Origin of the sequence: Arthrobacter rhombi (assembly GCF_900163545.1) — a bacterium.
Taxonomy (GTDB): domain Bacteria; phylum Actinomycetota; class Actinomycetes; order Actinomycetales; family Micrococcaceae; genus Arthrobacter_H; species Arthrobacter_H rhombi_A.
Window position 1 is genome coordinate 1 of sequence record NZ_FUHW01000033.1, and the last position, 23,091, is coordinate 23,091.

Annotated in this window: 21 protein-coding genes, 1 other RNA gene and 1 pseudogene; 13 read left to right on the top strand and 10 right to left on the bottom strand. The window is 63.1% G+C overall.

All coding sequences use genetic code 11. From position 1 onward, the window contains the following. Window positions 1–256 precede the first annotated feature (256 nt). The 6 genes from ftsE to FM101_RS09370 all read left to right on the top strand — a co-directional run bounded on the left by ftsE (window position 257) and on the right by FM101_RS09370 (window position 5,356). Window positions 257–1,039 carry a cell division ATP-binding protein FtsE gene (gene ftsE / locus FM101_RS09345; protein WP_086998773.1) on the top strand — a complete coding sequence of 261 codons (783 nt, stop codon included), beginning with the start codon at window positions 257–259 and terminating at the stop codon, window positions 1,037–1,039. Further along, the gene (gene ftsX / locus FM101_RS09350; RefSeq protein WP_086998776.1) at window positions 1,036–1,950 is read left to right on the top strand and encodes a permease-like cell division protein FtsX; all 915 of its coding nucleotides are present in this window, start codon (window positions 1,036–1,038) and stop codon (window positions 1,948–1,950) included. Before ftsE ends, ftsX begins: the two co-directional genes overlap by 4 nt. A 149-nt stretch (window positions 1,951–2,099) precedes the next feature. Continuing rightward, window positions 2,100–3,581, top strand: a complete 1,482-nt coding sequence (locus tag FM101_RS09355) for a M23 family metallopeptidase (RefSeq protein ID WP_086998779.1) — start codon at window positions 2,100–2,102, stop codon at window positions 3,579–3,581. A gap of 167 nt (window positions 3,582–3,748) precedes the next feature. Continuing rightward, a complete protein-coding gene (smpB, locus tag FM101_RS09360; RefSeq protein WP_086998782.1) occupies window positions 3,749–4,228 on the top strand; it encodes an SsrA-binding protein SmpB in 480 nt (159 codons plus the stop codon). Window positions 4,229–4,347: 119 nt separating this feature from the next. After that, window positions 4,348–4,734: a transfer-messenger RNA gene (gene ssrA, locus FM101_RS09365) on the top strand. A 172-nt stretch (window positions 4,735–4,906) separates the two neighbouring features. Then, window positions 4,907–5,356, top strand: a complete 450-nt coding sequence (locus tag FM101_RS09370; protein WP_086998785.1) for a YrdB family protein — start codon at window positions 4,907–4,909, stop codon at window positions 5,354–5,356. A gap of 3 nt (window positions 5,357–5,359) precedes the next feature. On the opposite strand, the gene hisN is transcribed toward FM101_RS09370, so the two are convergent. The 4 genes from hisN to FM101_RS09390 are packed head-to-tail and all read right to left on the bottom strand — an operon-like array spanning window position 5,360 to window position 9,242. After that, window positions 5,360–6,232 (bottom strand): histidinol-phosphatase, encoded by an 873-nt coding sequence (gene hisN / locus FM101_RS09375; protein ID WP_086998788.1) that lies wholly within the window; start codon window positions 6,230–6,232, stop codon window positions 5,360–5,362. A 40-nt stretch (window positions 6,233–6,272) separates the two neighbouring features. Further along, entirely contained in the window at window positions 6,273–7,376 is a 1,104-nt protein-coding gene (rsgA, locus tag FM101_RS09380) for a ribosome small subunit-dependent GTPase A (protein WP_086998791.1), read from the bottom strand. A 2-nt stretch (window positions 7,377–7,378) separates the two neighbouring features. Beyond that, on the bottom strand, window positions 7,379–8,704 hold the full coding sequence (aroA, locus tag FM101_RS09385; protein WP_086998794.1) for a 3-phosphoshikimate 1-carboxyvinyltransferase: 1,326 nt from the start codon (window positions 8,702–8,704) through the stop codon (window positions 7,379–7,381). A gap of 10 nt (window positions 8,705–8,714) precedes the next feature. Continuing rightward, window positions 8,715–9,242, bottom strand: coding sequence for a DoxX family protein (locus FM101_RS09390; protein WP_086998796.1), 528 nt, complete (start codon window positions 9,240–9,242; stop codon window positions 8,715–8,717). A 280-nt stretch (window positions 9,243–9,522) separates the two neighbouring features. Between FM101_RS09390 and FM101_RS09395 the strand changes: the two genes are divergently transcribed. Next, window positions 9,523–10,179 carry a sigma-70 family RNA polymerase sigma factor gene (locus FM101_RS09395; RefSeq protein WP_179204289.1) on the top strand — a complete coding sequence of 219 codons (657 nt, stop codon included), beginning with the start codon at window positions 9,523–9,525 and terminating at the stop codon, window positions 10,177–10,179. After that, window positions 10,179–10,445 (top strand): mycothiol system anti-sigma-R factor, encoded by a 267-nt coding sequence (gene rsrA, locus FM101_RS09400; RefSeq protein WP_086998803.1) that lies wholly within the window; start codon window positions 10,179–10,181, stop codon window positions 10,443–10,445. The genes FM101_RS09395 and rsrA overlap by 1 nt, the downstream gene beginning before the upstream one ends. Before the next feature lie 59 nt (window positions 10,446–10,504). On the opposite strand, the gene FM101_RS16210 is transcribed toward rsrA, so the two are convergent. From FM101_RS16210 to FM101_RS09410, 3 genes are all read right to left on the bottom strand, one after another. Further along, window positions 10,505–10,579, bottom strand: coding sequence for a 50S ribosomal protein bL37 (locus tag FM101_RS16210; protein WP_428844155.1), 75 nt, complete (start codon window positions 10,577–10,579; stop codon window positions 10,505–10,507). Window positions 10,580–10,669: 90 nt separating this feature from the next. Then, window positions 10,670–11,275 (bottom strand): GDSL-type esterase/lipase family protein, encoded by a 606-nt coding sequence (locus tag FM101_RS09405; protein ID WP_086998806.1) that lies wholly within the window; start codon window positions 11,273–11,275, stop codon window positions 10,670–10,672. A gap of 105 nt (window positions 11,276–11,380) precedes the next feature. Beyond that, window positions 11,381–15,184, bottom strand: a complete 3,804-nt coding sequence (locus tag FM101_RS09410) for a multifunctional oxoglutarate decarboxylase/oxoglutarate dehydrogenase thiamine pyrophosphate-binding subunit/dihydrolipoyllysine-residue succinyltransferase subunit (protein WP_086998808.1) — start codon at window positions 15,182–15,184, stop codon at window positions 11,381–11,383. A 456-nt stretch (window positions 15,185–15,640) separates the two neighbouring features. Between FM101_RS09410 and FM101_RS09415 the strand changes: the two genes are divergently transcribed. The 4 genes and pseudogenes from FM101_RS09415 (at window position 15,641) to FM101_RS09430 (ending at window position 19,872) form a co-directional block, all read left to right on the top strand. Continuing rightward, a complete protein-coding gene (locus tag FM101_RS09415; protein ID WP_086998810.1) occupies window positions 15,641–16,963 on the top strand; it encodes a hemolysin family protein in 1,323 nt (440 codons plus the stop codon). Next, on the top strand, window positions 16,960–18,051 hold the full coding sequence (locus tag FM101_RS09420) for a hemolysin family protein (protein WP_086998813.1): 1,092 nt from the start codon (window positions 16,960–16,962) through the stop codon (window positions 18,049–18,051). Before FM101_RS09415 ends, FM101_RS09420 begins: the two co-directional genes overlap by 4 nt. A 178-nt stretch (window positions 18,052–18,229) precedes the next feature. After that, window positions 18,230–18,994, top strand: a pseudogene (locus FM101_RS09425) (metal ABC transporter ATP-binding protein); the annotation flags it as partial. Then, on the top strand, window positions 18,991–19,872 hold the full coding sequence (locus FM101_RS09430; RefSeq protein WP_086998819.1) for a metal ABC transporter permease: 882 nt from the start codon (window positions 18,991–18,993) through the stop codon (window positions 19,870–19,872). The pseudogene FM101_RS09425 and the gene FM101_RS09430, both read left to right, overlap by 4 nt. On the opposite strand, the gene FM101_RS09435 is transcribed toward FM101_RS09430, so the two are convergent. Next, a complete protein-coding gene (locus tag FM101_RS09435; protein ID WP_086998822.1) occupies window positions 19,869–20,309 on the bottom strand; it encodes a Fur family transcriptional regulator in 441 nt (146 codons plus the stop codon). The two genes, FM101_RS09430 and FM101_RS09435, sit on opposite strands and share 4 nt — an antisense overlap. Before the next feature lie 125 nt (window positions 20,310–20,434). Between FM101_RS09435 and FM101_RS09440 the strand changes: the two genes are divergently transcribed. Further along, on the top strand, window positions 20,435–21,097 hold the full coding sequence (locus FM101_RS09440; RefSeq protein ID WP_086998825.1) for an MBL fold metallo-hydrolase: 663 nt from the start codon (window positions 20,435–20,437) through the stop codon (window positions 21,095–21,097). A gap of 21 nt (window positions 21,098–21,118) precedes the next feature. On the opposite strand, the gene map is transcribed toward FM101_RS09440, so the two are convergent. Together map and FM101_RS09450 are read right to left on the bottom strand one after the other, a co-directional pair. After that, a complete protein-coding gene (map, locus tag FM101_RS09445; RefSeq protein ID WP_086998828.1) occupies window positions 21,119–21,886 on the bottom strand; it encodes a type I methionyl aminopeptidase in 768 nt (255 codons plus the stop codon). 63 nt (window positions 21,887–21,949) lie between these two features. Further along, entirely contained in the window at window positions 21,950–23,053 is a 1,104-nt protein-coding gene (locus tag FM101_RS09450; RefSeq protein WP_086998830.1) for a PLP-dependent cysteine synthase family protein, read from the bottom strand. Window positions 23,054–23,091 lie beyond the last annotated feature (38 nt).

A 23,091-nucleotide genomic window follows, 5' to 3' on the forward strand; every position in this document is an offset into this window, starting at 1 on the left:
GGGCCGCGACCGAACCAGAACTGACCCTGGGTGGAGAACTCGCCAACGCCTAGTCGATGGCAACCGTCGTGCACACGGGCCCGGTCCTTGAAGGGCCGGGCCCGTGCTGTTGGGACTATGACCCCGACACACGCAGCCGCCTGCGCCCGGATGCAGAACGACGGGGCTAGAGTGCTCAATGCCGGTGCTGTACGTTCCCCCAGCAAAGCCCCGCATTTTCGGACACTGACCGGTGGTCCGTGTGGGCAGAACTGCCATGATCAGATTTGAGCACGTCACCAAGGTCTACGACCAAAAGTCCCGTCCGGCGCTGGATGATATCGATGTCGAGATCAATCGCGGTGACTTCGCCTTCCTCGTGGGGGCCTCCGGCTCCGGTAAATCGACGTTCATCCGACTTGTCTTGCGCGAGGACCAGGCATCACGCGGCTCGGTCCATGTCGCCGGACAGAACGTGGCTGGAATCCCCAACTGGAGGGTTCCACGCATGCGTCGTGGCATAGGCGTCGTCTTCCAAGACTTCCGACTGCTGCCCAACAAGGATGTCTTTTCCAATGTTGCCTTTGCGATGCAGGTCATCGGAAAGGGGAGGGCCGCCATCCGGAGTACCGTCCCTGAAGTCCTCAGGACCGTTGGTTTGGAGGGCAAGGAACGACGGATGCCCAATGAACTTTCCGGTGGCGAACAACAGCGAGTCGCTATCGCCCGGGCCATCGTCAACCAGCCAGGGATCTTGCTGGCGGATGAGCCGACCGGAAACATCGACCCCGCCACCAGTGTGGGAATCATGAACATCCTCGACAGAATCAACCAAAACGGCACCACCGTGGTCATGGCCACGCACGATACGGATATCGTCAACTCCATGCGCCGCCGGGTGATCGAACTGGACGAAGGCAAAATCATCCGCGACGAACAAGCCGGCGAATACACGGCCATGATCCCCATCGTTAATCGGGATGGTTCCCGTGAGTTGCGAACTGCCGACCCGCAGGATCAGGCGATCGCTCCCTTCGATGGCGAGGAGGACGAGGCATGAGGCTCGCATTTATTCTTGGTGAGATCGGCTCAGGTCTACGTCGAAACCTCTCCATGGTCATTTCAGTCGTCTTGGTGACCTTTATTTCGTTGACGTTTGTTGGCGCCGCTGCACTGACGCAGATGCAAATCACGCAGATGAAGGGTTTCTGGTACGACAAGGTCGAAGTCGCTATCTTCCTGTGTGGCGACGATTACGGCTCGCAGACATGTGCCGACGGGGCGGTGACCGATTCGCAACGGTCTGCCATTAAGAGCCAGCTGGACTCTGCGGCAGTTAAACCGTATGTGGAGAGCTACGAGTACGAGTCGCAAGACCAAGCGCTCCAACATTTCCGCGAACAGTTCAAGAACTCCCCGATCGTGGACACCGTGACAGCGGACCAGCTTCCGGAGTCCTTCCGCGTCAAAATGGTGGACCCGGAAAAGTACGACGTCATCAACGAGCTGTTTACCCCGATGAAGGGCGTGGACACTGTCATTGACCAACGTGACTTGCTGGAAAAGATCTTCTCGGTCATGAACATTGCCTCCTTGGTGGCCGTGGGGATCGCCGTCGTCATGATTTTCTGCGCCGTCCTGCTGGTGGCGACAACCATCCGACTTTCGGCTTTCAGCCGACGCCGGGAGACAGGGATCATGCGCTTGGTGGGTGCCTCGAAGGCAGTGATCCAACTGCCCTTCGTCCTGGAAGGGGTGATAGCCGCCCTCATCGGAGCCGTGCTGGCTTCCGGGACACTGTGGGCCGTGGTCAAGTACCTGATCCAGGGCAAGTTGGCGATCGAGTACCCCGACACTGCGTTCATTGCCACCAGTGAGGTATTCCTTGTCGCACCGGGCTTGCTTGCGCTGGGTATCGTTCTGGCTGGTGTATCGTCGGTCCTGACCTTAAGGCGTTACCTGAAGGTTTAGGTTGTTCCGAGCCCGTGTTCCCCGGGCCCCTTCGGGCACGAACCTGCCGACCCACTGAAAGGACCGACCCTGTGGCGGACCGCAATAGACGGACCCTGTCCCGTGCCGTAATAAGTGGCGCCTTGGTGAGCTTGCTGTCCCTGTCGCTTATGGCTCCCGTGGCCCAGGCCGACAAATTGGATGACCATAAGCAGAAAGTCGAGAAGCAGCTCGATTCCCTGGAAACCGATATGGAATTCCTGGATGCCGACATCCAGAAGACGGCTGACAGACTTAAGGGTTACCAGGACAAGCTCCCTGCCGCGCAGGAGAAACTTTCGACCGCCCGTGCCAGCGTCCAGAGTGCCACCGATCAGGTGAATGAACTCTCAGCACGGGTAGATGCAGCCCAAGCCTCGAAGGACCAGATCAGCAGTCAAATGGTCCAGGACGCGGAAAAGATGGAGGATACGCGTAAAGCCATCGGTCAGATCGCGACTCAGGCTTATAAGCGCGGGGGAGTATCCAGCAACTTGAGCCTGATGCTCAACTCAAACTCTGAGCAAGGAAGCCTCGCCGATAGCTTGGGTTTGGCCAATCAGGCGCTACGAAGCCAGAACGCGGTGCTTGGTGACCTCAGCCAACAACATGCAACCGATGCCAACGTGCAGGCGCGTTTAACGGCCGTCGAAGAAGAGATTAGCGACCTTAAGGGCCAAGCCGAGGCGGCCCTGGTGCGAGAGCAGACGGCACGGGACGAGGCAGAAGCGTCGAAACGCCACGTTGATGACCTCATTGACGGTGCTCAGGAAGCCAGCGAAAAACTCAACGCCAAGCGTCCCCAGATCAAAGCCCAGATCAAGAAGCAAGAGGAAGAGCACGACCAGGTCGTTGCCGAGATCAAGGAACGCCAAGAGCGGCTGATCCGCGAGGCTGCCGAGCGCAAGCGCAAGGAGGAAGCCGCCAAAGCTGCGGCCGAACGAGCCGCAAAGGTGGCCGCTGAACAAGCAGCAGAACGAGCGGCGAAGGCCGAAGCCGCTGCCCGGGCCAAGCGCGCGGCAGCTGAGAAGGCTGCCCGGGCCAATGCTGCCGATGCCGCGGCAAAGCGTGCCGCAGCCGACGCTGCAGACCGTAAGGCCGCTTCCGAACGAACCAAAAGCAAAAAGGCCAGTAGCCCGGCCAAGAAGGCCCCCAGCCAGGGCAGCAGCAAGCCCTCTAGCAGTACGAGCAGCTGGGGATTGTCCAAACCGACCTCCGGCGGATACATCACCTCGACCTTTGGGTGGCGTCCCACCCCCGCGGGAACCATCGACTACGGAGGCAGGGGCGGATACGTCCATGCGGGCCTGGACTGGGGATTCGGAGGCCGCTGCGGGGCTCCAGTGCATGCAGCAGCCGGAGGCGAAGTCTGGTATGCCACCATGTCACCGACCTCGGGGAACAAGGTCCAGATCAGTCACGGCGTCGTCAACGGCCACGCACTCGTGACGGGATACCACCACCTCAGCAGTTATGTGGTTCATGCCGGCCAGAAGGTCTCCAAGGGCCAACTGATCGGTTACGTCGGGACCACCGGCAACTCCACCGGCTGCCACATGCACTTTGAAACGATTCTCGACGGCAAGGTCGTCAACCCGGCGGGACTGCTCTAGCAATCACGCACAGTGCCCGGCCCCTGAGGCCGGGCACTTTCGTCTGTGGTGTGAGGCTCGAGCAATGGGCCGGGACGGCTGGGCAGCTCAAACCCATGACGTAGGATTGATGTTCGACTGACCGTGGCCCCGGCCCGGAGTCACCACGTACACAGGAGGAGGTAGGCATGCCCAAGGACACCACCGAGCGTAAGGTCGTTGCGACCAATCGCAAGGCTCGCCACGATTTCCAGATCCTGGATACCTACGAAGCTGGAATGGTGCTCAGCGGAACCGAAGTCAAGTCGCTGCGTGAAGGAAAAGCCTCCCTGGTTGATGGCTTCGGACAGTTCTACAACGAAGAGCTCTACATTGAGGGAATCTATATTCCTGAGTACCTCAACGGATCGTGGACGAACCATGCTGGCCGACGGCGGAGAAAACTTCTTCTGCACCGCGAGGAACTGGTCAAGATCACTCGAAAAATTCAAGACCCCGGCTACACCATCGTGCCGCTGCAACTGTATTTTCGTGATGGTCGAGCCAAGCTGGAAATCGGCGTGGCGAAGGGTAAGAAGGAATTCGACAAGCGCCAGACCTTGCGCGAAAAGCAGGACAACCGTGATGCGCTCCGGGCGCTACGGGAGAGAAACCGCAGCGCATCGTAAATTTGGTAGCCGGAGCGGTAGGTGGGAATGAATCCCGCCCATCGTGGGTTATGCTTGATGTCTCGCGGGTTTTCACCCGTGGGGTTGAGCGGGGAAACCCGCATTTGAGAAGTTCATACGGGGATGATCGGTTTCGACGATGTGAGTCGCGACAGGAGAAGCGGGCCGAGGATGCAAAGTTATCTCGTAAACGCTCTTTGCAAAACACAAGTGCCAACTCAAAGCGCACTGACTTCGCTCTCGCTGCCTAAGCAGCCAGACAGTCCGTCAGCCAGGGATTGCTATCGACCCTGATCCTGGCGTCGTTTAGATAGCCACTGCCACACACCCTTGTCATCGGGGTGTGGGGCATAACTTAGATGACTGTGCTCGGGGTATCCCGCAAGGGTCCAGCCGCATGTTTGTGAGACGGCTGTTGGAGCAGAGAAAACCCAAAGCAAACTGCGCCCGGAGAAGTCTTGGCAACACCACATCGGACGGGGGTTCAATTCCCCCCATCTCCACGTTTTAAAAGGCCTCGGAATCTTCGTGATTCCGAGGCCTTTTGTGTGCTGTCCCGTCTACCGTGGCGGCATGCTTAGAATGGAAGAAGCACCGGAAACGAAATGTTCTAGCTGGTGTACCAAATATTGAGGCTCGCCCGCTCTCGGGCTGCCGCCGAAGGGAAAGGATGAAGGGATGGAAGATGAACCGCAGAACGCTGCGGAAGTCGTGACAGACGAGCCTTCCGGAACGCCGATCCGTCCGGCCGGGATACTGGCGTTCGTCCTGGAAGTGGCATTGCTCTGTGCTGCCGGTTTGTGGGCGATCAAGTTCCTGCCCCTGGCGCCCGTGGTGGCCGTTCTCGTCTTCTTGATCCCGCTCGTCGTCCTCTGGGGCCTCTTGCTCTCCCCGCAGGCGCCGTGGCGTTTGGGGTGGCCGATCCACCCCGTGGTGGCCCATGTGCTGTTCCTCGTGGGAGTGGCGGCTTTGTGGAGTGCAGGACACGGCTGGCTTGCGGGCATCATGCTGGTGCTAACCCTCGTCAGTATCGTGATGAACTGGTTGAAGCGCGAGGAGCTGGCCAGTGGCGCGGTAGCCCAGCGCAGCAAACGTCGTCGTCCCGCAGGACGACGCGCCGCACGCTGAGGATCAGGCGCGTTCCCACGGGGAAGCATGTTCTTCCCGCTGCAGGGCGAGGTGATCGACATCTGGTGTCCCGGATCCGCCTGAACCGTTGAGCACGTCCAAGGTGGCTTCGTGCAGCAGGGAATTGGTGGCCAGCGCGTTGCCCCCCATGCAGCCGTCTTCACCGTCCAGTGAGGTGAAGCGACCGCCAGCCTCGGTGACGATCGGAACGAGGGCCGCCATATCGTAGAGGTTCAGTTCTGGCTCACAGGCGATATCAACGGCGCCCTCCGCTAGCAAGCAATAGGACCAGAAGTCCCCGAAGGCCCGGGTACGCCAGACGGCGTCATGCAGGTCGAGCATGTTTTCCAACTGCCCTCGGTCGCGCCAACCACCCAGACTTGAATAGGACAGGGAGGCATCGGCGAGGTCGTTGATCCCCGAGACCTTCAAACGAGTGGCCGATGCCAGAGATTTGCCGGTATAGGCTCCCGTCCCTTCGGCCCCCCACCAGCGACGGCCCAGCGCCGGTGCCGAAACGAGCCCGACCACGGCGCGGCCTTCATCCATCAGGGAAATCAGGGTGGCCCACACCGGTACCCCGCGCACGAAGTTCTTCGTCCCGTCGATGGGGTCGATAACCCAGCGGCGGGAGCCGTGGCCGGTGCTGCCGAATTCTTCACCCAGAACCGCATCGCGGGGGCGAGTGCGGCCCAACTGGCTGCGAATAGCTTCTTCGGCCATCCGGTCGGCATCGGTGACCGGGGTGAGGTCGGGTTTGGTCTCTACCTGCAGGTCCTGTGCCTTGAAACGGGACATGGTCAGGGAGTCGACGGAATCAGCAATGGCATGTGCCAAGCGGAGGTCGTCGTTATAGCTCATTACGTCGCGGGTCATGCCCTCAAACCTACCGCAGGAATGCGTCCGAGCCGTGGTCCTAGACCGACCCCAGCTCCTTGCCCTCGACCTTCTCTTCGACACCCAGCAGGCGCCGAAGGGATGCCAGCCGAGCCACCCCCGAAGCGTCCGCCTCGGGCCGACGGACCCAGGCATCCAATGCACAGCCGGGGGAGTCGGGGGTATGCCGACAACCACGTGGGCAGTCTGCCGAACCCTGAACCAGGTCAGGGAAGGAGTCCAGAATGTTGTCCGGATCGACTAAGGCCAGTCCAAAGGAACGGATACCGGGCGTGTCGATAATCCAGGTTCCCGCCGGCGCTTCCTCGGCCCTGAGCGCGATGGCCGAGGAGGAGGTATGTCTTCCGCGGCCGGTGACGGCATTGACGCCACCGGTGGCACGCTGGGCTCCGGTCAGGGCGTTGACCAGGGTGGACTTGCCGACCCCTGAGTGTCCCAACACCACGCTGACGCGTCCGGCCATGAGCCGTCGCAGCTCGACGATGGCGCCCTCTTCCAAACGTGCCGAAGCGCCGTCTGCTGAGCGGGCATCGACCCCAGATACGTCACTTCCGATGCTTTTGCTGGTGACAATGTTCATGTCCAAGTGCCGATAATTCTCCAGCAGCTCACGGGGATCCCTGATGTCTGCCTTGGTGACGCACAGGATGGCGTCGATGCCGGCATCGAAGGCGGCGACCAGTGCACGATCAATGAAACCGGTCCGTGGCTCCGGGTTGGCAGCTGCGACCACAATGACCAATTGGTCGGCATTGGCCACGACGACGCGCTCCACAGGATCGGTGTCATCGGCGCTGCGTCGCAATACCGTGCGGCGATCCTGGATCCTGACCAAGCGGGCGAGAGTGTCGGGTTGGCCGGTGGTGTCGCCCACGAGTGCGACAAAGTCGCCGGGAACGACGGGTGAGCGGCGCAGTTCACGGGCACGGGCCGCGATGACGATCCGCTCGGTGGCGGTGTCCTCGTCGAGGATCGCGGTGTAGCGTCCACGGTCAACGGTGATGATGCGTCCGATGACGGCCTCGTGATAGGAGGGCCTGTCCTTGGTTCGTGGGCGGGAGCCCTTCTTATTGGGGCGGATCCTGACGTCTGACTCGTCCCAACTGCGAGCATCACGTGCCATCGTCAGGCGCCGCCGGTCGCGGCCAGTTCCTGCCACATCCCGGGGAAGTCAGGCATTGTTTTCGCCGTCGTCCCGATGTCTTCGACCCGCACCCCATCAACTGCTAGGCCGATGATCGCCCCGGCAGTGGCCATCCGGTGGTCCTCGTAGCTGTGAAAGACGCCTCCCCGGTCGACGGGCCTGCGGATGAGTATGCCGTCGGCGAGCTCTTCGGCATCGCCACCGAGGGCCTTGATTTCAGCGACGAGGGCCGCCAACCGGTCGGTCTCATGCCCGCGCAAGTGTCCGATCCCCGTCAGACGGGTCTCGGAGCTGGCCAAGGCTCCCAGGGCCGCCACCGTCGGGGCCAGTTCAGAAGCGTCAGCCAGGTCGATGCCTTTGATCGTTCCGTGGCCCTTGACCGTCAACACACCGTCGTCATAAGAAGTCGTGGCACCCATGCGGGTGAGGATCTCCGGCCAGCGCGCACCGACCTGTGTGGTTTGAGCAGGCCAGTCCGGGACCCTGACCGTCCCCCCTGCTGCCAGCGCGGCAGCCAAGAAAGGGCCAGCATTAGACAGGTCACGTTCGACGGCAACGTCGAAGGCCCTGACGCTTCCGGGATGGACCAGCCACTGGTTGGGGGCTGGTTCATCGACCTGGACCCCGACCTCGCGCAGCGTGGCGATCGTCATGTGGATATGGTCCAGGCTGGGCACCGAATTGCCGACGTGCTCAATCCGCAACCCCTGCTCAAAAAAGGCGCCGACGAGTAGCCAAGCGGAAATAAATTGCGAGGAACCACTCGAATCGACCCGGAGCCCTGCTCCGGCCACCGAACCGGTTGAGGCGACCGTGAACGGTAGCAGGCCGGCTTCCTCGTCCTGGACGTGCAGCCCCAAATCCTTCAACGCGGTGACGACGGGGGCCATGGGGCGCACCCGCGCTGCAGGGTCGCCGTCGAAGAGCACGGTGGCATTGAGCAGCGCGGCCAACGGCGGGACGAATCTCATGACCGTCCCGGCCAGACCACAGTCCACGGTGACCTCACCCCGTACCGCCGAGCGGTCGATCGGGGTGATGAGCAGATCCTGCCCGGCTCCGTCGTCACTGTCGAGTTCGTCGATGCCGGCGCCCAACACACGAAGAGCTTCGATCATCAGGTCGGAATCGCGTGAACGCAGCGGTTTGCGTAGTCGCGAGGGCCCATCTGCCAGTGCGGCCAACACCAGGTAGCGGTTCGTCAACGACTTCGATGCCGGAACCTGCACGGTGGCATCAATGAGGCCATGGGCCCGCGGGGCCAGCCAGTCGGAGGTGGACTCGGGGGTAAGGATGCTGCTGCCCATGATGTGTGTTCTAGCGCCCGACCACGTCTTCCGCGGCCTTGCGGGCATCCTGTGCACCGTCACGCACCGTTTTGGAAAGCTCTTTATTGGCCTTGGCGAGCTGCTTGCGGGCATCCTTGCCGAGGTGGCGGGCACGCCAAGCCAGCGAGGGAGCGCCGTCGGTGTCCACGGAAGCCAGCAGGACGCCGCCGGCGAGGGAAAGGTTCTTGACCCGGTTGGAGGTCAGCAGCCGGGACTCGGCGGCGTTGTCGTTGAAACCGGTGACGGCGGAGGATCCGACGAGGACGAATGCCGAGAAGCGAGGGAACTTACCCAACGCCAACATCAGACCGGAGAGCACCTGAGCTGCGCCGATGCAACGAGCGGCCAGGGCAGGCTTCGCAGCAACTGCTTCTAGCTGAGGGAACACCGAAGCGGCTCGACGCAAGGTGGGGCGCAGTCGCTCACCACTTTCCTCGGGCTTGCGGACGCGGTCCAAACCGGTCAACACGAAGCTGGAAGCCAGCAGGGGACGGGCAATCAGGCGAGCCAGGGACATCGATTCCTCCAAGGAGTCGGGAGTGCTTTCACATGCTTGTCCTAGTCTCGCACTTTTTCGGTTCCGACGGTGCCTCGTGCACGGACGAAAGGGAATACTCGGACAAATTGCGCTGTTGATACGGACAAGAGACCGGTGATGGAGCTGCGGTTCAGCAGCAATTCCGGCCCACCGAGCCTACGAAAAGGGGGTACTGCCGACCATGCCAACATTGACCTGTGCCGAACGCGTGGCCCAGCCCACGGACAGTGGCACGGCACCCGGTCTAGACTGGGCCGTGATGAGCACTTCACAGCAAGGGACCGAGGCCGTCCCCGAGGGCCGCGAGACCGAAGCGCAGCAGCGCGCCCGGTTCGAGCGAGACGCCCTGCAATATGTCGACCAGCTTTATTCGGCGGCGATGCGTATGGCACGCAATCCAGCCGATGCCGAGGACCTGGTCCAAGAGGCCTATACCAAGGCCTATTCGGCGTTCCACCAGTACAAGCCCGGCACCAACCTGAAGGCCTGGCTGTACCGGATCCTGACGAACACCTATATCAACCTCTATCGCAAGCGTCAGCGCGAACCGTTGCGTTCAAGCACCGATACGGTCGAGGACTGGCAAATGGCGAAGGCTGCGGAGCATACGTCCACCGGACTGCGCTCAGCAGAGGCCGAAGCGTTGGACCATCTGCCTGATTCCGACGTGAAGCAGGCACTGCAAGCGATTCCCGAGGAGTTCCGCCTGGCCGTGTATTTCACGGATGTGGAGGGCTACGCCTATAAGGAAGTCGCCGAGATCCTCGGCATTCCCATCGGTACCGTCATGTCGCGGTTGCACCGAGGACGCAAGCAACTCAGGGAAATGCTCGCCGACTATGCTGCCACCCGGGGACTGGGGAAGGCGCAGCAGGCGACGGGCCGCCCGGCGGCGGCCGGACAAGGGAGGAAATGATGGGCGACTGTCAATCAATGGGCGACTGCAGCGACGACCGGATTGCCCGTCTCTACGAATATCTCGACGGGGCGCTGTCGGTGGACGATCTCAAGGACGTCCGCGAGCACCTCGAAGATTGTGAGGAGTGCGCTCACGAATACGATCTCGAATGCATTATCCGTTCGGTCGTGAAGCGTAGCTGCCAAGAAGTGGCACCGAATACGCTCAAGACACGGATCATGAGCCGGATCAGCGAGTTGCGAGTGGAGATCGGGCACGACTGATTCATCAAACAAAGGAGCCCACATCCAACTGGATGTGGGCTCTTCGCTGTTCACCTGATTTAGGTGTTCGGACGCTTACCGTGGTTCGCGCCCTTCTTGGCGCGGCTGCGGCGCTTACGTGCACGCTTGCTCATCGCTGCCTCCTGCTCTTCTCGGGGATTCTAGCTGCCCTTCATCTTGTCACACCCACGGACTCCGTTCCTATTCTCCGTAGGACAGAGGGGCTATCCGCCGGTTGGTTCGGCAAGGTCCAGCCAGCTGTACCAACCGCGGTGAAGAACGAGCCAGGCAATGAGCCCGTGTCCGGCCTGTCCGGGCAAGCCCCCGTTGGCTGCCAGATCGTTGCGCCACTGCTCATGATTCTGCAACGGGGTGAAGGTATCCACGTAGGCGTGGTGCCGACGGGAGGCGACGTCGGCGTAAGCTGCCGATAAATCGGACAACCGGGCGTTGCGCTCCTGATCGAGGGAGGGAATCGGGCCCACGACCATGGCCTTGATGCTCATCTGCGAGGCAGCATCAAGAATATTGGCCAGGTTCAGTCTGCTGCGGGCGGTGGAAAGACCGAGGTCCAGGTCGTAGTCGGAGAGGGCAACCACCAGACGGTTGTCGCAGCCTTCCCCGAAACGTCGCCCGGCCTCCTGCAACCACCGTTCGGCCAGGGCCTCGGTCCCCTCGTCAGGAGAGGCCAGCGTGTAACTCTGGAGCCGGAAATCCTCACCTGTAGTGCGGGCCAAGACTCGACCGTACCAACCCAGTGAACGCGGGTCACCGTGCCCGGCGAGGATCTCATTGCCGATGGCGGCGATGCGAATGGTTCGTTGTTCCACGAAAGACCTTTCTGCGCGGTACGCCCACCGAAACAGCGGGCCTGCTACACCGAAGGGCGGGACGTACGGTCCCGCCCTTCGGCTGATGCTTCGTTCTGCCGCCGGCTACTTCCCGAAGGCGTGCTTCAGGAGTTCGGCCAGTTCCACTTCGTGGCGCTTATGCGAACCGGTCGATGTCGCTGCCGACGCGGTACGCGAAACCAGTTCCACCTGACGGTCCAGCTCCGGAGCCAGGTTCAGGCCGATGAATGGCCACGGGCCCTGGTTCGCTGGCTCATCTTGGGTCCAGTAGAGCTTGGCGTTGGGGTACTTGGCCAGTTCGGCGTTGATCTGCTCGAGCGGCAGCGGGTACAGCTGCTCGACGCGGATGATCGCCGTCTTCTCGTCGCCGGCCTTCTTCCGAGCCGATTCGAGGTCGTAGTACAGACGGCCTGAGACCATCAGCACCCGTTCGACCTCCGAACCCTTGAGGTCCAGGGCATCGGGGATGACTTCCTGGAACCCGCCCTGGGTGAAGTCTTCGACCGAGCAGGCTGCGGCCTTCAGACGCAGTAGCTGCTTCGGGGTGAAGATGATCAGCGGTTTGCGTGGGCGGGTGTAGGCCTGACGGCGCAGCAGGTGGAAGTGGTTGGCGCCATTGGACGGGTTGGCCACGATCAAGTTTTCTTCAGCGCACATCAGCAGGAAGCGCTCAATGCGTGCCGAGGAGTGGTCGGGACCTTGCCCCTCGTAACCGTGCGGCAGCATCAAGACGAGCGAGGACCGCTGCCCCCACTTCTGCTCGGCGGAGGAGATGAACTCGTCAATGATCGTCTGGGCGCCGTTGACGAAGTCCCCGAACTGCGCTTCCCACAGCACCAACGCATCCGGGCGTTCGACCGAATAGCCGTATTCGAAGCCCATGGCAGCGAATTCGCTCAGCAGGGAATCGTAGAACCAAATTTTGGCCTGGTCCTCGGAGAGGTTGCGCAGCGGCATCCACTCATCGCCGGTCTTGCGGTCGTGGAAGACCGAGTGGCGCTGGACAAACGTGCCACGACGCGAGTCCTGGCCGGAAAGACGTACCGGAACACCTTCCATGGACAGCGCACCGAAGGCAGCGATCTCGGCAAAGCCCCAGTCGATTCCGCCGTCGCGGGACATGGCGTCCCGGCGTTCCAGCAGTGCCTTGAGCTTGGGGTGGATGGTGAAGCCCTCGGGGATCTGCAGATGTGCAGCACCCACCGTCGCCAGCATTTCCGGGCTGATGGCGGTCTTGATCGGGCTCGCCGACGGGGCATCCTCGAGCTGCGAGGTCGGGAGCTCCAGGTCGTTGACCGACGCATCGTTGGAGCTGACCACGGGGATCGGGGAGGTCTGGGCTTCGTGCGTTTCGGTGAAGACCCGTTCCAGCCGGCCCTGGTAGTCACGTAGCGCCTGATCGGCCTCGTCCTGGGTGATGTCGTTACGTCCGACCAGCGCCTCGGTGTAGAGCTTGCGGGTCGAGCGCTTCGCCTCGATGAGGTTGTACATCATCGGCTGGGTCATCGACGGGTCGTCGCCCTCGTTATGACCGCGGCGGCGATAGCAGACGAGGTCGATGACCACGTCCTTATTGAACTTCTGACGGTATTTGAACGCCAGCTGGGCGACCCGGACCACTGCCTCGGGATCGTCGCCGTTGACGTGGAAGACCGGTGCCTGGATGATCTTGGCGGCATCGGTGGAGTACACCGAGGACCGCGAAGCCGTCGGGGAGGTGGTGAAACCGACCTGGTTGTTCACGACCACGTGGATGGTCCCACCGGTGCGGTAGCCGCGCAACTGGGACAGGTTCAGGGTTTCGGCGACCACTCCCTGCCCGGCAAAGGCGGCGTCACCGTGGATGAGGATCGGCAGGACGCTGAAGCCGGTGGATTCGGTGCCGTGATCCAGACGATCCTGCTTGGCCCGCACGATGCCCTCGAGCACCGGGTCGACGGCCTCGAGGTGTGAGGGATTGGCTGCCAGGTAGACGCGGGTCTCGTTGCCGCTGTCCGAGGTGAACTTGCCCTCGGTGCCCAGGTGGTATTTCACGTCACCTGAGCCCTGCACGGAACGAGGATCCTGGGTTCCCTCGAACTCGCGGAAGACCTGGGCGTAGGTCTTGCCGGCGATGTTGGTCAGCACGTTGAGGCGTCCGCGGTGGGCCATGCCGATGCCCACTTCGTCCATCCCCTGATCGGCGGCGTCGGACATGATGCCGTCCAATAGCGGAATCAGTGATTCGCCACCTTCCAGCGAAAAGCGCTTCTGGCCGACGAACTTGGTCTGCAGGAAGGTTTCAAAGGCCTCGGCGGCGTTGAGGCGGCCCATGATGCGGAACTGCTCGGCACGGCTGGGCTTGGTGTATTCATGCTCCATCTCGTCCTGGAACCACAAGCGTTCTTCGGGATTCTGGATGTGCATGTATTCGATGCCTGTGGTGCGGCAATAGGAGTCACGCAGCACCCCGAGGATCTTGCGCAGCGTCAGCCGGTCGGCACCGCCGAAGCCGCCGGTGACCCATTCGCGTTCCAGATCCCACAGGGTCAGACCGTAGGTGCGGATATCCAGGTCGGGGTGGCGGCGCTGGACGTACTCCAGCGGGTTGATATCCGCCATGAGGTGCCCACGGACGCGGTAGGCGTGGATGAGCTGCTGGATGCGGGCGATCTTATTGACCTGGAGGTCGACGTCGACCTGGTTGTCGACCACCCAGCGCACCGGCTCGTAGGGGATGCGGAGGGCTTCGAAGATTTCGTCGTAGAAGCCATGCTCGCCGAGCAGCAGTGACTCGACCAGTCGCAGGAATTCGCCCGAACCGGCGCCCTGAATGACGCGGTGGTCATAGGTCGAGGTCAGGGTGATGACCTTGCCGATGCCTTGCATCGCCACGGTCTTCTCGCTGGCGCCGCGGAACTCGGCGGGGTACTCCAGGGCTCCGACACCGACGATGGTGGCCATGCCCTTGGAGAGGCGGGGGACCGAATGGACGGTACCGATGCCGCCGGGGTTGGTCAGCGACACGGTGGTCCCGGCGTAGTCGTCGGCGGTGAGCTTATTGCCGCGTGCGCGCTGGATCAGGTCCTCGTAGGTGTTCCAGAACTCCGAGAAGTTCAGGGTTTCGGCCTTCTTGATATTCGGCACCGCGAGCATCCGGGAACCGTCAGGCTTGGGGATGTCGATGGCGATGCCGAAGCCTACATGGGCCGGCTGAACCGAAGACGGCTTGCCGTCGACCTCGCGGTAGCTCACATTCTGCGAGGGGAAGAGCTTCAGGGCCCGGATGACGGCGAAGCCGATGATGTGGGTGAAGGAGACCTTGCCGCCACGGGAGCGCGCCAAATGACTGTTGATGACAATGCGGTTGTCGATGAGGGCCTTGGCCGGGACGGCGCGCACGGTGGTGGCCGTCGGAACCTCGAGGGAGTCCTCCATGTTCTTGGCGATGGCCTTCGACGGTCCACGCAGCGGTTTCACCACGTCTTCTTCGGGCTTCTGCTCGCCGGCATTGGACTTGGGCAGTTCGGCGGGGATCGGGGAGGCCTTCGGAGCCGGATCAGCAGGCTTGGCCTTCGACGTCTCCGGGGTGTCCTTGGGCGTGTCGCCCGGGGTGGCAGCCGTGGAAGGCGCCTTCTCGGCGGTCTTCTTTTCCGCGGGGGCCTCAGTGACCCGAGCCGAGGAAGCAGCCCGAGGGCTGGGGGAGGAGCTGGTCTGAGCGGGGGCCTTCTGGGCCGGCGCAGAGTCCTGGGAGGGAGGCCTTCCGGAGGAATCAAACGAATCGAAAATGCTCCACCACTTTTTGTCTACGGAGTTCCTATCCCGCAAATACTGCTGGTAGAGCTCCTCGACGAGCCACTCGTTCCCGCCGAACTCCTCGGTCAGTCGGTGGTGTGGTTGATCTGGCACGATTACGCCTCTTCTCCCTGATTGCCTCGTCGCTGGTCCCGTTCGTGTCCGGGCCGGTCCGCTGGCATTGCCTTGGACCTCTGGCCAGTCTAATGACTTTCCGCGCGGCGTTGCCAATTAGACGCGGCCTGTTCGGCATGGATGTGTTCCCTGTCATGGCGGGCGTCAGCGCCCCGGACGGGGACTGTGCGCAAAGACACCCGCGCCAACGCAGGGCTCCTCGCGGGGGTGGGTGCGATTCTGTAGACTGGAACCCTTATGGACAGCCACTCAGTGTGCCGGCCCGTCGCGTCCACGCGCAGCGCCGGCTCAAACCGTCTCAGCATGCCCAGTTCATCGGCCGGCTCATCGGAGCCTTCCAGACCGGGTTTTCCCGAACCGATGAAACCCACCTACCGCGCATCCCGCCGTCGTACGGCGATGCCCGTGCGGGGAACGACGGCGGTGAGCACGTAGGTGGAATGGATCTTCCTGGCGCTCGGCCTGCTCCTGATCGCCGGGACCGGGTTCTTCGTCGCCGTTGAGTTCTCGCTCGTCGCCTTGGACCAAAGCACGGTCCAACGTGCCATGGCCGATGGCGAACGCGGTGCGGAACCGCTCATGCGTTGTCTGAAGTCATTGTCCACGCAGCTTTCCTCCTGCCAACTGGGGATCACGCTGACCACGTTGCTCACCGGCTTCGTGATGGAACCCTCGGTGGGACGACTGCTCACCCCCGTCCTGGAAGCCGCAGGACTTGGCGCGGGTGCCGCACCGGTGTCCCTGGTGGTCGCGATGATCTTCGCGACCGTCCTGTCCATGCTGATCGGCGAGCTGATCCCCAAGAACCTGGCCATTGCCCGGGCGTTGGATATCGGGCGGGCCATCGCCCGACCACAACTGGTGTTCACCACCATCTTCAAACCCGCCATCGTGGTGCTCAACGGGTTTTCCAACAAGGTCCTGCATACCGTGGGTCTGGAGGCCAAGGAGGAGATCTCCGGGGCCCGTAGTCCTGCGGAACTGAACTCGCTGGTCCGCCGTTCGGCGGAAATGGGAACGCTGGACCGGGATACTGCCACCTTCCTTTCCCGTACCCTGCGCTTCTCTGAACGCTCGGCCGCCGACGTGATGACCCCGCGGATCCGCATGGAGACCGTTGAGCTGGACCAACCGCTGGAGGACGTCATTGAGACGGCACGCCGCACCGGCTACTCACGTTTCCCGGTGATCGGGGATTCGGCGGACGACGTCGAAGGGGTCTGCCATGTCAAGAAGGCCGTCGCGGTGCCGCGGCATAAACGGGCGGGCCTGGTCGCGGCGACCATCATGGAGGAGATCATCTCCGTCCCCAAGACCGTGCACCTGGACTCGCTCATCGCCGATCTGCGCGAGGCCAATCAACAGGTGGCGATGGTGTTGGACGAATACGGCGGAACCGCCGGTATGGTCACGCTCGAGGACCTGGTCGAGGAAATCGTCGGTGAAGTCACCGATGAACATGACAGGACCCAGCCAGGGGTACTGGTTTCGGCGACGGGGCGCTGGCATTTCCCCGCCCTGCTGCGACCCGACGAACTCGGGGACCAGGTCCCCGGGCTGAAGATCCCCGACGACCCCTCCTACGAAACCATCGGTGGCTATGTCATGGCCATGCTCGGGCGGATCCCCGCCGTCGGCGATTTTGTCGACACCGGAAACGGGGAACTCTTTGTGGAGGCGATGGACGGCCGCCGCGTGGACCGGCTGAGCTTCGAAGCCCTTGAACACGAGGACCCGGAAGGAGGGCAGGAGCGATGAATCCCTGGCTTGGAATCATGTGGCTCGTCATCCTGCTGTTGGGCAACGCCTTCTTCGTGGCCTCCGAATTCGCGGTCATGACCGCTCGACGCAGCCAGATCGAACCGTTGCTCGATAATGGGGTGAAGCGGGCCCGCGCAGCATTATTTGCTATGGAGCATGTCTCCTTGATGCTGGCGGTCTGCCAATTGGGGATCACCGTCTGCTCGCTGTTGATCCTCAACGTGGCAGAACCGGCCATCCACCACCTGTTTGCCGGACCTCTAGAGGCGCTGGGCGTGCCCGTGCCGGTGGCCGACACCACAGCGTTCGTGATCGCCTTGGTGATCGTGACCTTCCTGCACGTCACGTTCGGTGAGATGGTCCCCAAGAACATCTCGGTGTCCGTGGCCGATCGGGCCGTCCTGCTCCTGGCGCCGCCGCTGATCTTCTTGTCCAGAATCCTGCACCCGGTCGTCTATTCGCTGAACTGGTTGGCCAACCACGCGCTGAAGTTGATGAGGGTCGAACCGCAGGACGAGGTGACGAGCTCGTTCACGCTCGAAGAGGTCCACTCGATCGTGCAGGAATCCACCCGGTCAGGACTCGTCGAGGATGGTAGCGGCATCATCCACGGCGCCCTGGAGTTCTCCGACTACACCGCGGAAACCTCGATGGTTCCCCTGCGGGAGGTCGTCACGCTGGCCCAGGAGACGACGCCGGCCCAGTTCGAGAAAGCCGTGGGGCGGACCGGGTTCTCCCGTTTCGTGATCACCGATGCCGAGGAGAACCTGGCCGGGTACCTGCATTTGAAGGACGTCATGTCCATTCCGCAGTCCCGCTACGACCAGCCGATCCCGGTCACCCGATTGCGGAATCTGGCCAACCTCGGCGCAGACGTCGAGGTCGAAGACGCGTTGGCGATCATGCAACGCACCGGATCGCATCTGGCTCGTGTCAACGATGCCGCGGGCACCACACTGGGCATTCTCTTCCTCGAGGACGTTTTGGAGCAGCTGGTGGGGGAGATCAACGATTCCAACGAACGCCGGGGCATCCGCCGCTTCAACCAACAAGCCGATAATGAAAATGAGTCTCATTTGGGTTAGGGTGGAGAGCGCTCCACGACGCTCCCGACGTGTGGCGCGTTTCCCTTCCGTATAGCCCCCCTACCCTCGAGGAAGACCGCCCGTGCCACCCACCCACCAGCCAGAAACGACACCGGCGGTGACCTTACGAGGCGCCGGCCTGAACTTCGGCCCGCGCCGGCTCTTCAGCGGGCTGGATCTAGAGGTCCAGCCGGGAGAGTTTCTGGCGGTATTGGGTCCCAATGGCGCCGGTAAATCGACCCTGCTCAAGGTGCTGCTGGGGCTGCAGGAACTCAGTACCGGCAGCGTGGAAATCGGCGGACGTCCGGTCACCCGGGGCTCCCAACGCATCGGCAGCATCCCTCAGCAGCGGGGTTTCCCACCCGATACGGCCTTACGAGCCCGGGATCTGGTGGCCCTCGGGGTGGATGGGCACCGCTGGGGTCCACGGATCTTCCATCGTCGGGAGATCACGGCCCGCGTCGATGAGCTCCTCGAGCGCGTCGGGGCCACGGCCTATGCCGATCGCCCCGTCGGGCTGCTCTCCGGTGGCGAACAACAGCGGCTGCGCGCCGCACAAGCCCTGGCCGGGAACCCCGAACTACTCCTTTGCGATGAACCACTGCTGTCACTGGACTTGAACCACCAGCAGGCAGTGTCCGCGCTGATCCACCGACAGGCCTGTGATCAGGGCAGCGCCGTCGTCTTCGTCACCCATGAGATCAACCCGATCCTGCAGTACGTGGACCGGGTGCTCTATCTGGCGGGTGGACGATTCCATGTCGGTACCCCGGAAGAAGTCATGCGATCCGAGGTCCTCAGTGAGCTGTACTCCAGCCCCATCGAGGTCTTCCGGAGTAAAGGACGCATCGTTGTGGTCGGCATGCCCGAAACCCTGAGCCATCATCATCCCTCCGACGCCGAGGCGGCGCCAACGGCCAGCACGGAAGGAGGCCAGGCATGAACGCGAACGATATCTGGCAGACGATCTTCAGCTTCGAGAACTATGCCGAGCTGCTCCCCTTGGTCTCCAACTCAATTATCGCCGGGGCCATACTGGGTCTCGTCGGTGGGCTCGTGGGCGTCTTCGTGATGACCCGCGATATGGCTTTCGCCGTCCACGGGATCGCCGAACTTTCATTTGCCGGTGCCGCCTTCGCGCTGCTCATCGGAGCCAACGTGGTGGCCGGCTCCCTGGTGGGGAGTATCGCCGCCTCCCTGGTCCTGGGCCTGATGGGGGCCAACGCCAGGGACCGCAACTCCATCATCGGCATCCTCATGCCCTTCGGGCTGGGCCTGGGAATCCTGTTCCTCTCACTCTATGAGGGCCGTAGCGCCAATAAATTTGGGTTGCTGACCGGTCAGATCGTGGCCGTGGACTCCGTGCAGCTGGGGGTTCTGGCCGTGTGCTCGGTGGTGGTGATCGTGGGCCTGCTGATCATCTGGCGTCCCCTGATGTTCGTCAGCGTCGATCCGTCGGTGGCCGCAGCCCGGGGGATCCCCGCGGGACGGCTCTCGGTGGTGTTCATGCTCCTGCTGGGACTGGCCGTGGCCCTGTCCATCCAGGTCGTCGGGGCCTTATTGGTGCTCAGCCTGCTGATCACCCCTGCCGCCGCCGCGATCCGCGTGACCGCACGCCCCGGCCTGACGGTGGCACTGAGCATCGTGTTCGCGATGACCAGCGTCGTGGGAGGCATCATGCTTGCCCTGGCCGGCCGCCTCCCCATCAGCCCCTACGTGACGACCATTTCCTTCGCAATCTACGTGGTGTGCCGGGTGATCGACTGGCGCCGGACACGGGTGCGGCGGATCCAGGAAGCGACGCCGCAGCTCGCCGCCTAAGCGCGTTCGGCTCCCTGGCGATTGAGCGTGCATTCGGGGCAGTACCCGTAGATCTCCACGGTATGGGAGGCCTCGGTGAAACCGTGCTCTGCGGCGACCCGCGCCGCCCAGGTCTCCACCGCGGGAGCCTGGACCTCGACACCCTTGCCGCAGGTTCGGCACACCAAATGATGGTGGTGCGTCTCGGCCTCGCACCGACGATAGGCCGCCTCGCCTTCGCCGGAACGGACCACGTCGAGCAAACCGTCCTCGGCCATGGACTGCAAGATCCGGTAAACGGTGGCCAAGGAGACCTTATCGCCCTGGTCCTGCAGCAGGCGGTGAAGCTCCTGAGCCGAGACGAAGTCCTCCAACCGGCCCATGGCGGCCTCGACGGCGAGCCGCTGCTTGGTGACGCGCTGTTCCCGCCCGCGCTGGGGGACGACCTTTTCCGACATGCGTTGCTGTGCTCCTGGAGTCTTGCTTCGGGCCCGACGTGAGGGGTCCTCGGTCGACCGGACGGGCTGCGGACGACTGGAAGAATCAGCTTATCAGCGCGGCAGCGGCGAACTAGGCTGGGGGTATGAAGCTCATCAAACACGGACATGCCTGCATCCGCCTGGAAAAAGGTTCACGCGTGATGGTCATCGACCCCGGGACCTTCACCGACGTGCCCACGGCCCTGGCCGGCGCCGAAGCCATCCTGGTCACCCACGAACACGCCGACCATATCGACGCCGCTGCCGTTCTGCCGATCGTTGACCGCACCGCAGGGGTGCATCTTTACGCTCCACAGGTGGTGGTCGACCAGCTCCTGGCCCACCCGGCACTCGGGGGAGCGGGGGACAGGATTCATGTTCTCGCCCCCGACGACGCAGAACATATTGCCGGTTTTGAGGTCCGCGTCTTCGGCGGTCAGCATGCGCTGATCCACCCGCAGATCCCCGTCGTCGCGAATCTGGGGTACGTGATCGACGGCAGCCTCTACCACCCGGGGGACTCGTTCATCGTGCCGAACGGGGTCGCGGTGCAGACCCTGTTGGTGCCGCTGCATGCCCCGTGGTCGAAACTGGCCGAGGTGCTGGACTTCGTCGCCTCGGTCCGCGCGTCCCACGCCTACCCCATCCATGACGGGTTGCTCAACGAGACCGGGCTGGGCATGATGACTGGGCATGTGACCCGGTTCGGAGCCCGGTACGGCACCGCATTCGAGTACCTGCAGGTCGGGGATAGCCGCGAGGCCTGAGGGGCTGGGCCCTCGCAGCGGCTAGGGAAGCGTCAAGATCTGAGCGCCGTCCTCGGTGATTGCAATGGTGTGTTCGGTATGTGCTGTCCGGCAACCCGTTGCGCTGCGCAACGTCCAGCCATCGTCGTCGGTCACGAGCTTCGAGGTATCTGCCATGACCCACGGCTCCAGAGCGAGCAGCAACCCGGGCCGGAGCTTATAGCCCCGTCCGGGGCGCCCGGTATTGGGGACATGCGGGTCCTGGTGCATGGTCGAACCAATGCCGTGGCCACCGAATTCGACGTTGATCGGGTATCCGGCACGATCCAGGACGGTGCCGATGGCATGGGAGATATCTCCGAGTCGGACCCCGGGACCTGCCGCGGCAATACCGGCGGCCAGGGCGGCCTCGGTGGTTTCGATCAAGGCAACGCTTTCGGCGGGGCGTGAAGAACCCACGATGAAGCTGATGGCCGCATCCGCTGCGACCCCGTCCAGGATCACTGCCAGATCCAGGGTCAGCAGGTCGCCGTCGACCAGGGCATAATCGTGGGGCAGACCGTGGAGGACCGCGTCGTTGACTGCGGTGCAAATGTAGTGGCCGAAGGGCCCGCGCCCGAACGACGGGGCATAGTCGACGTAGCAGGACCGGGCACCGGCCTCGGTGATCATCTGGTGGGTCCACCGGTCGATGTCCAGCAGATTGGTGCCCACGGTGGCCCGGCGTTTCATGGCCTGCAGGATGGTGGCGACCAGGGCACCGCTGTCCTTGGCCCGGTCCAGCTGGCTCTGGTTCAGAATTTCGATCATGCGGCACTTCTTCCAACTCGGGAGGTTGGGCCAAAAACTAGCCCCGGTCATTCTCTGCGGGCCCTACGGCTCCACCCAGTCGCCGTCGGCGAGGAAGGCTTCGATGACCCCTTCGTAGGGGGTGGTGTCGATGCCCGCGCGTTCTAGCCATGCGGCGTCGTAATGTGAGCCGGCGTAGCGCTCGGCGCCGTCACAGATCAGTGAAACGACGGATCCCTGCTGCCCGGCGGCCCGCATCTGAGCCACCAGCCGCCAGATCTGCCACATGTTCGTGCCGGTGGACGGTCCCGCGTGCAGGCCAGCCCAGCCGGAGAGATGGCGCATCGCTGCCACCGAGGCTCCGTCGGGCACCGTCTGGACCAGGTCGATCACCGAGGGCACGAAGCTGGGTTCGGGCAGCGGACGACCGATCCCCTCGATCCGGCTCGGGGCGCCGGTCACGGCCAACGGATCACCGCCGTCGTTCCAGGCCGTCCAGGCCGGCAGGAAGGCAGAGCCTTCGGGGTCGCCGACGGCCAACCGGCTCTCGTGCTGGTGGTAGCGGATGTAGCGCCCCAAGGTGGCGCTGGTTCCGCCGGTGCCGGCCCCGGCAACCACCCAGGCGGGAACCGGATGCGGTTCGAGTTCGAGCTGGGAAAAGATCGATTCGGCGATGTTGTTGTTCCCCCGCCAATCGGTGGCCCGCTCGGCGTAGGTGAACTGGTCCATATAGTGCCCGCCGGTCTCGGCGGCCAGCCGGCGTGCCTCGGCGTCGACGGCCGCGGCGTCCTGGATCAGGTGGCAGGTCCCGCCGAGCTCACGGATCAGGTCGATCTTCTGCTCCGACGTCGTCGCGGCAACCACCGCCACGAAGGGCAGCCCCAGCAGTCGGGCGAAATACGCCTCGGAGACCGCGGTGCTTCCGCTGGAGGATTCCACGATGGTGGTCCCCTCGGTGATCCATCCATTGACCAGACCGTAGAGGAACAGGGACTTCGCCAGGCGGTGCTTCAGCGAGCCCGAACGGTGGGTGGACTCGTCCTTGAGGTAGAGCTCGATACCCCAGTGAGCCGGCAAGCCGATCCGGTGCAAGTGGGTATCGGCCGAGCGGGCGGTATCGGCTTCCAGAGCCAGGACAGCCTGGTTGACCCAGGCGCGTCCGGCGGGCGGCGGTAGTGTTGGCAGCATCGTTGAATCCACTCGTTCAGCCTACCCGGGCTCGCCAT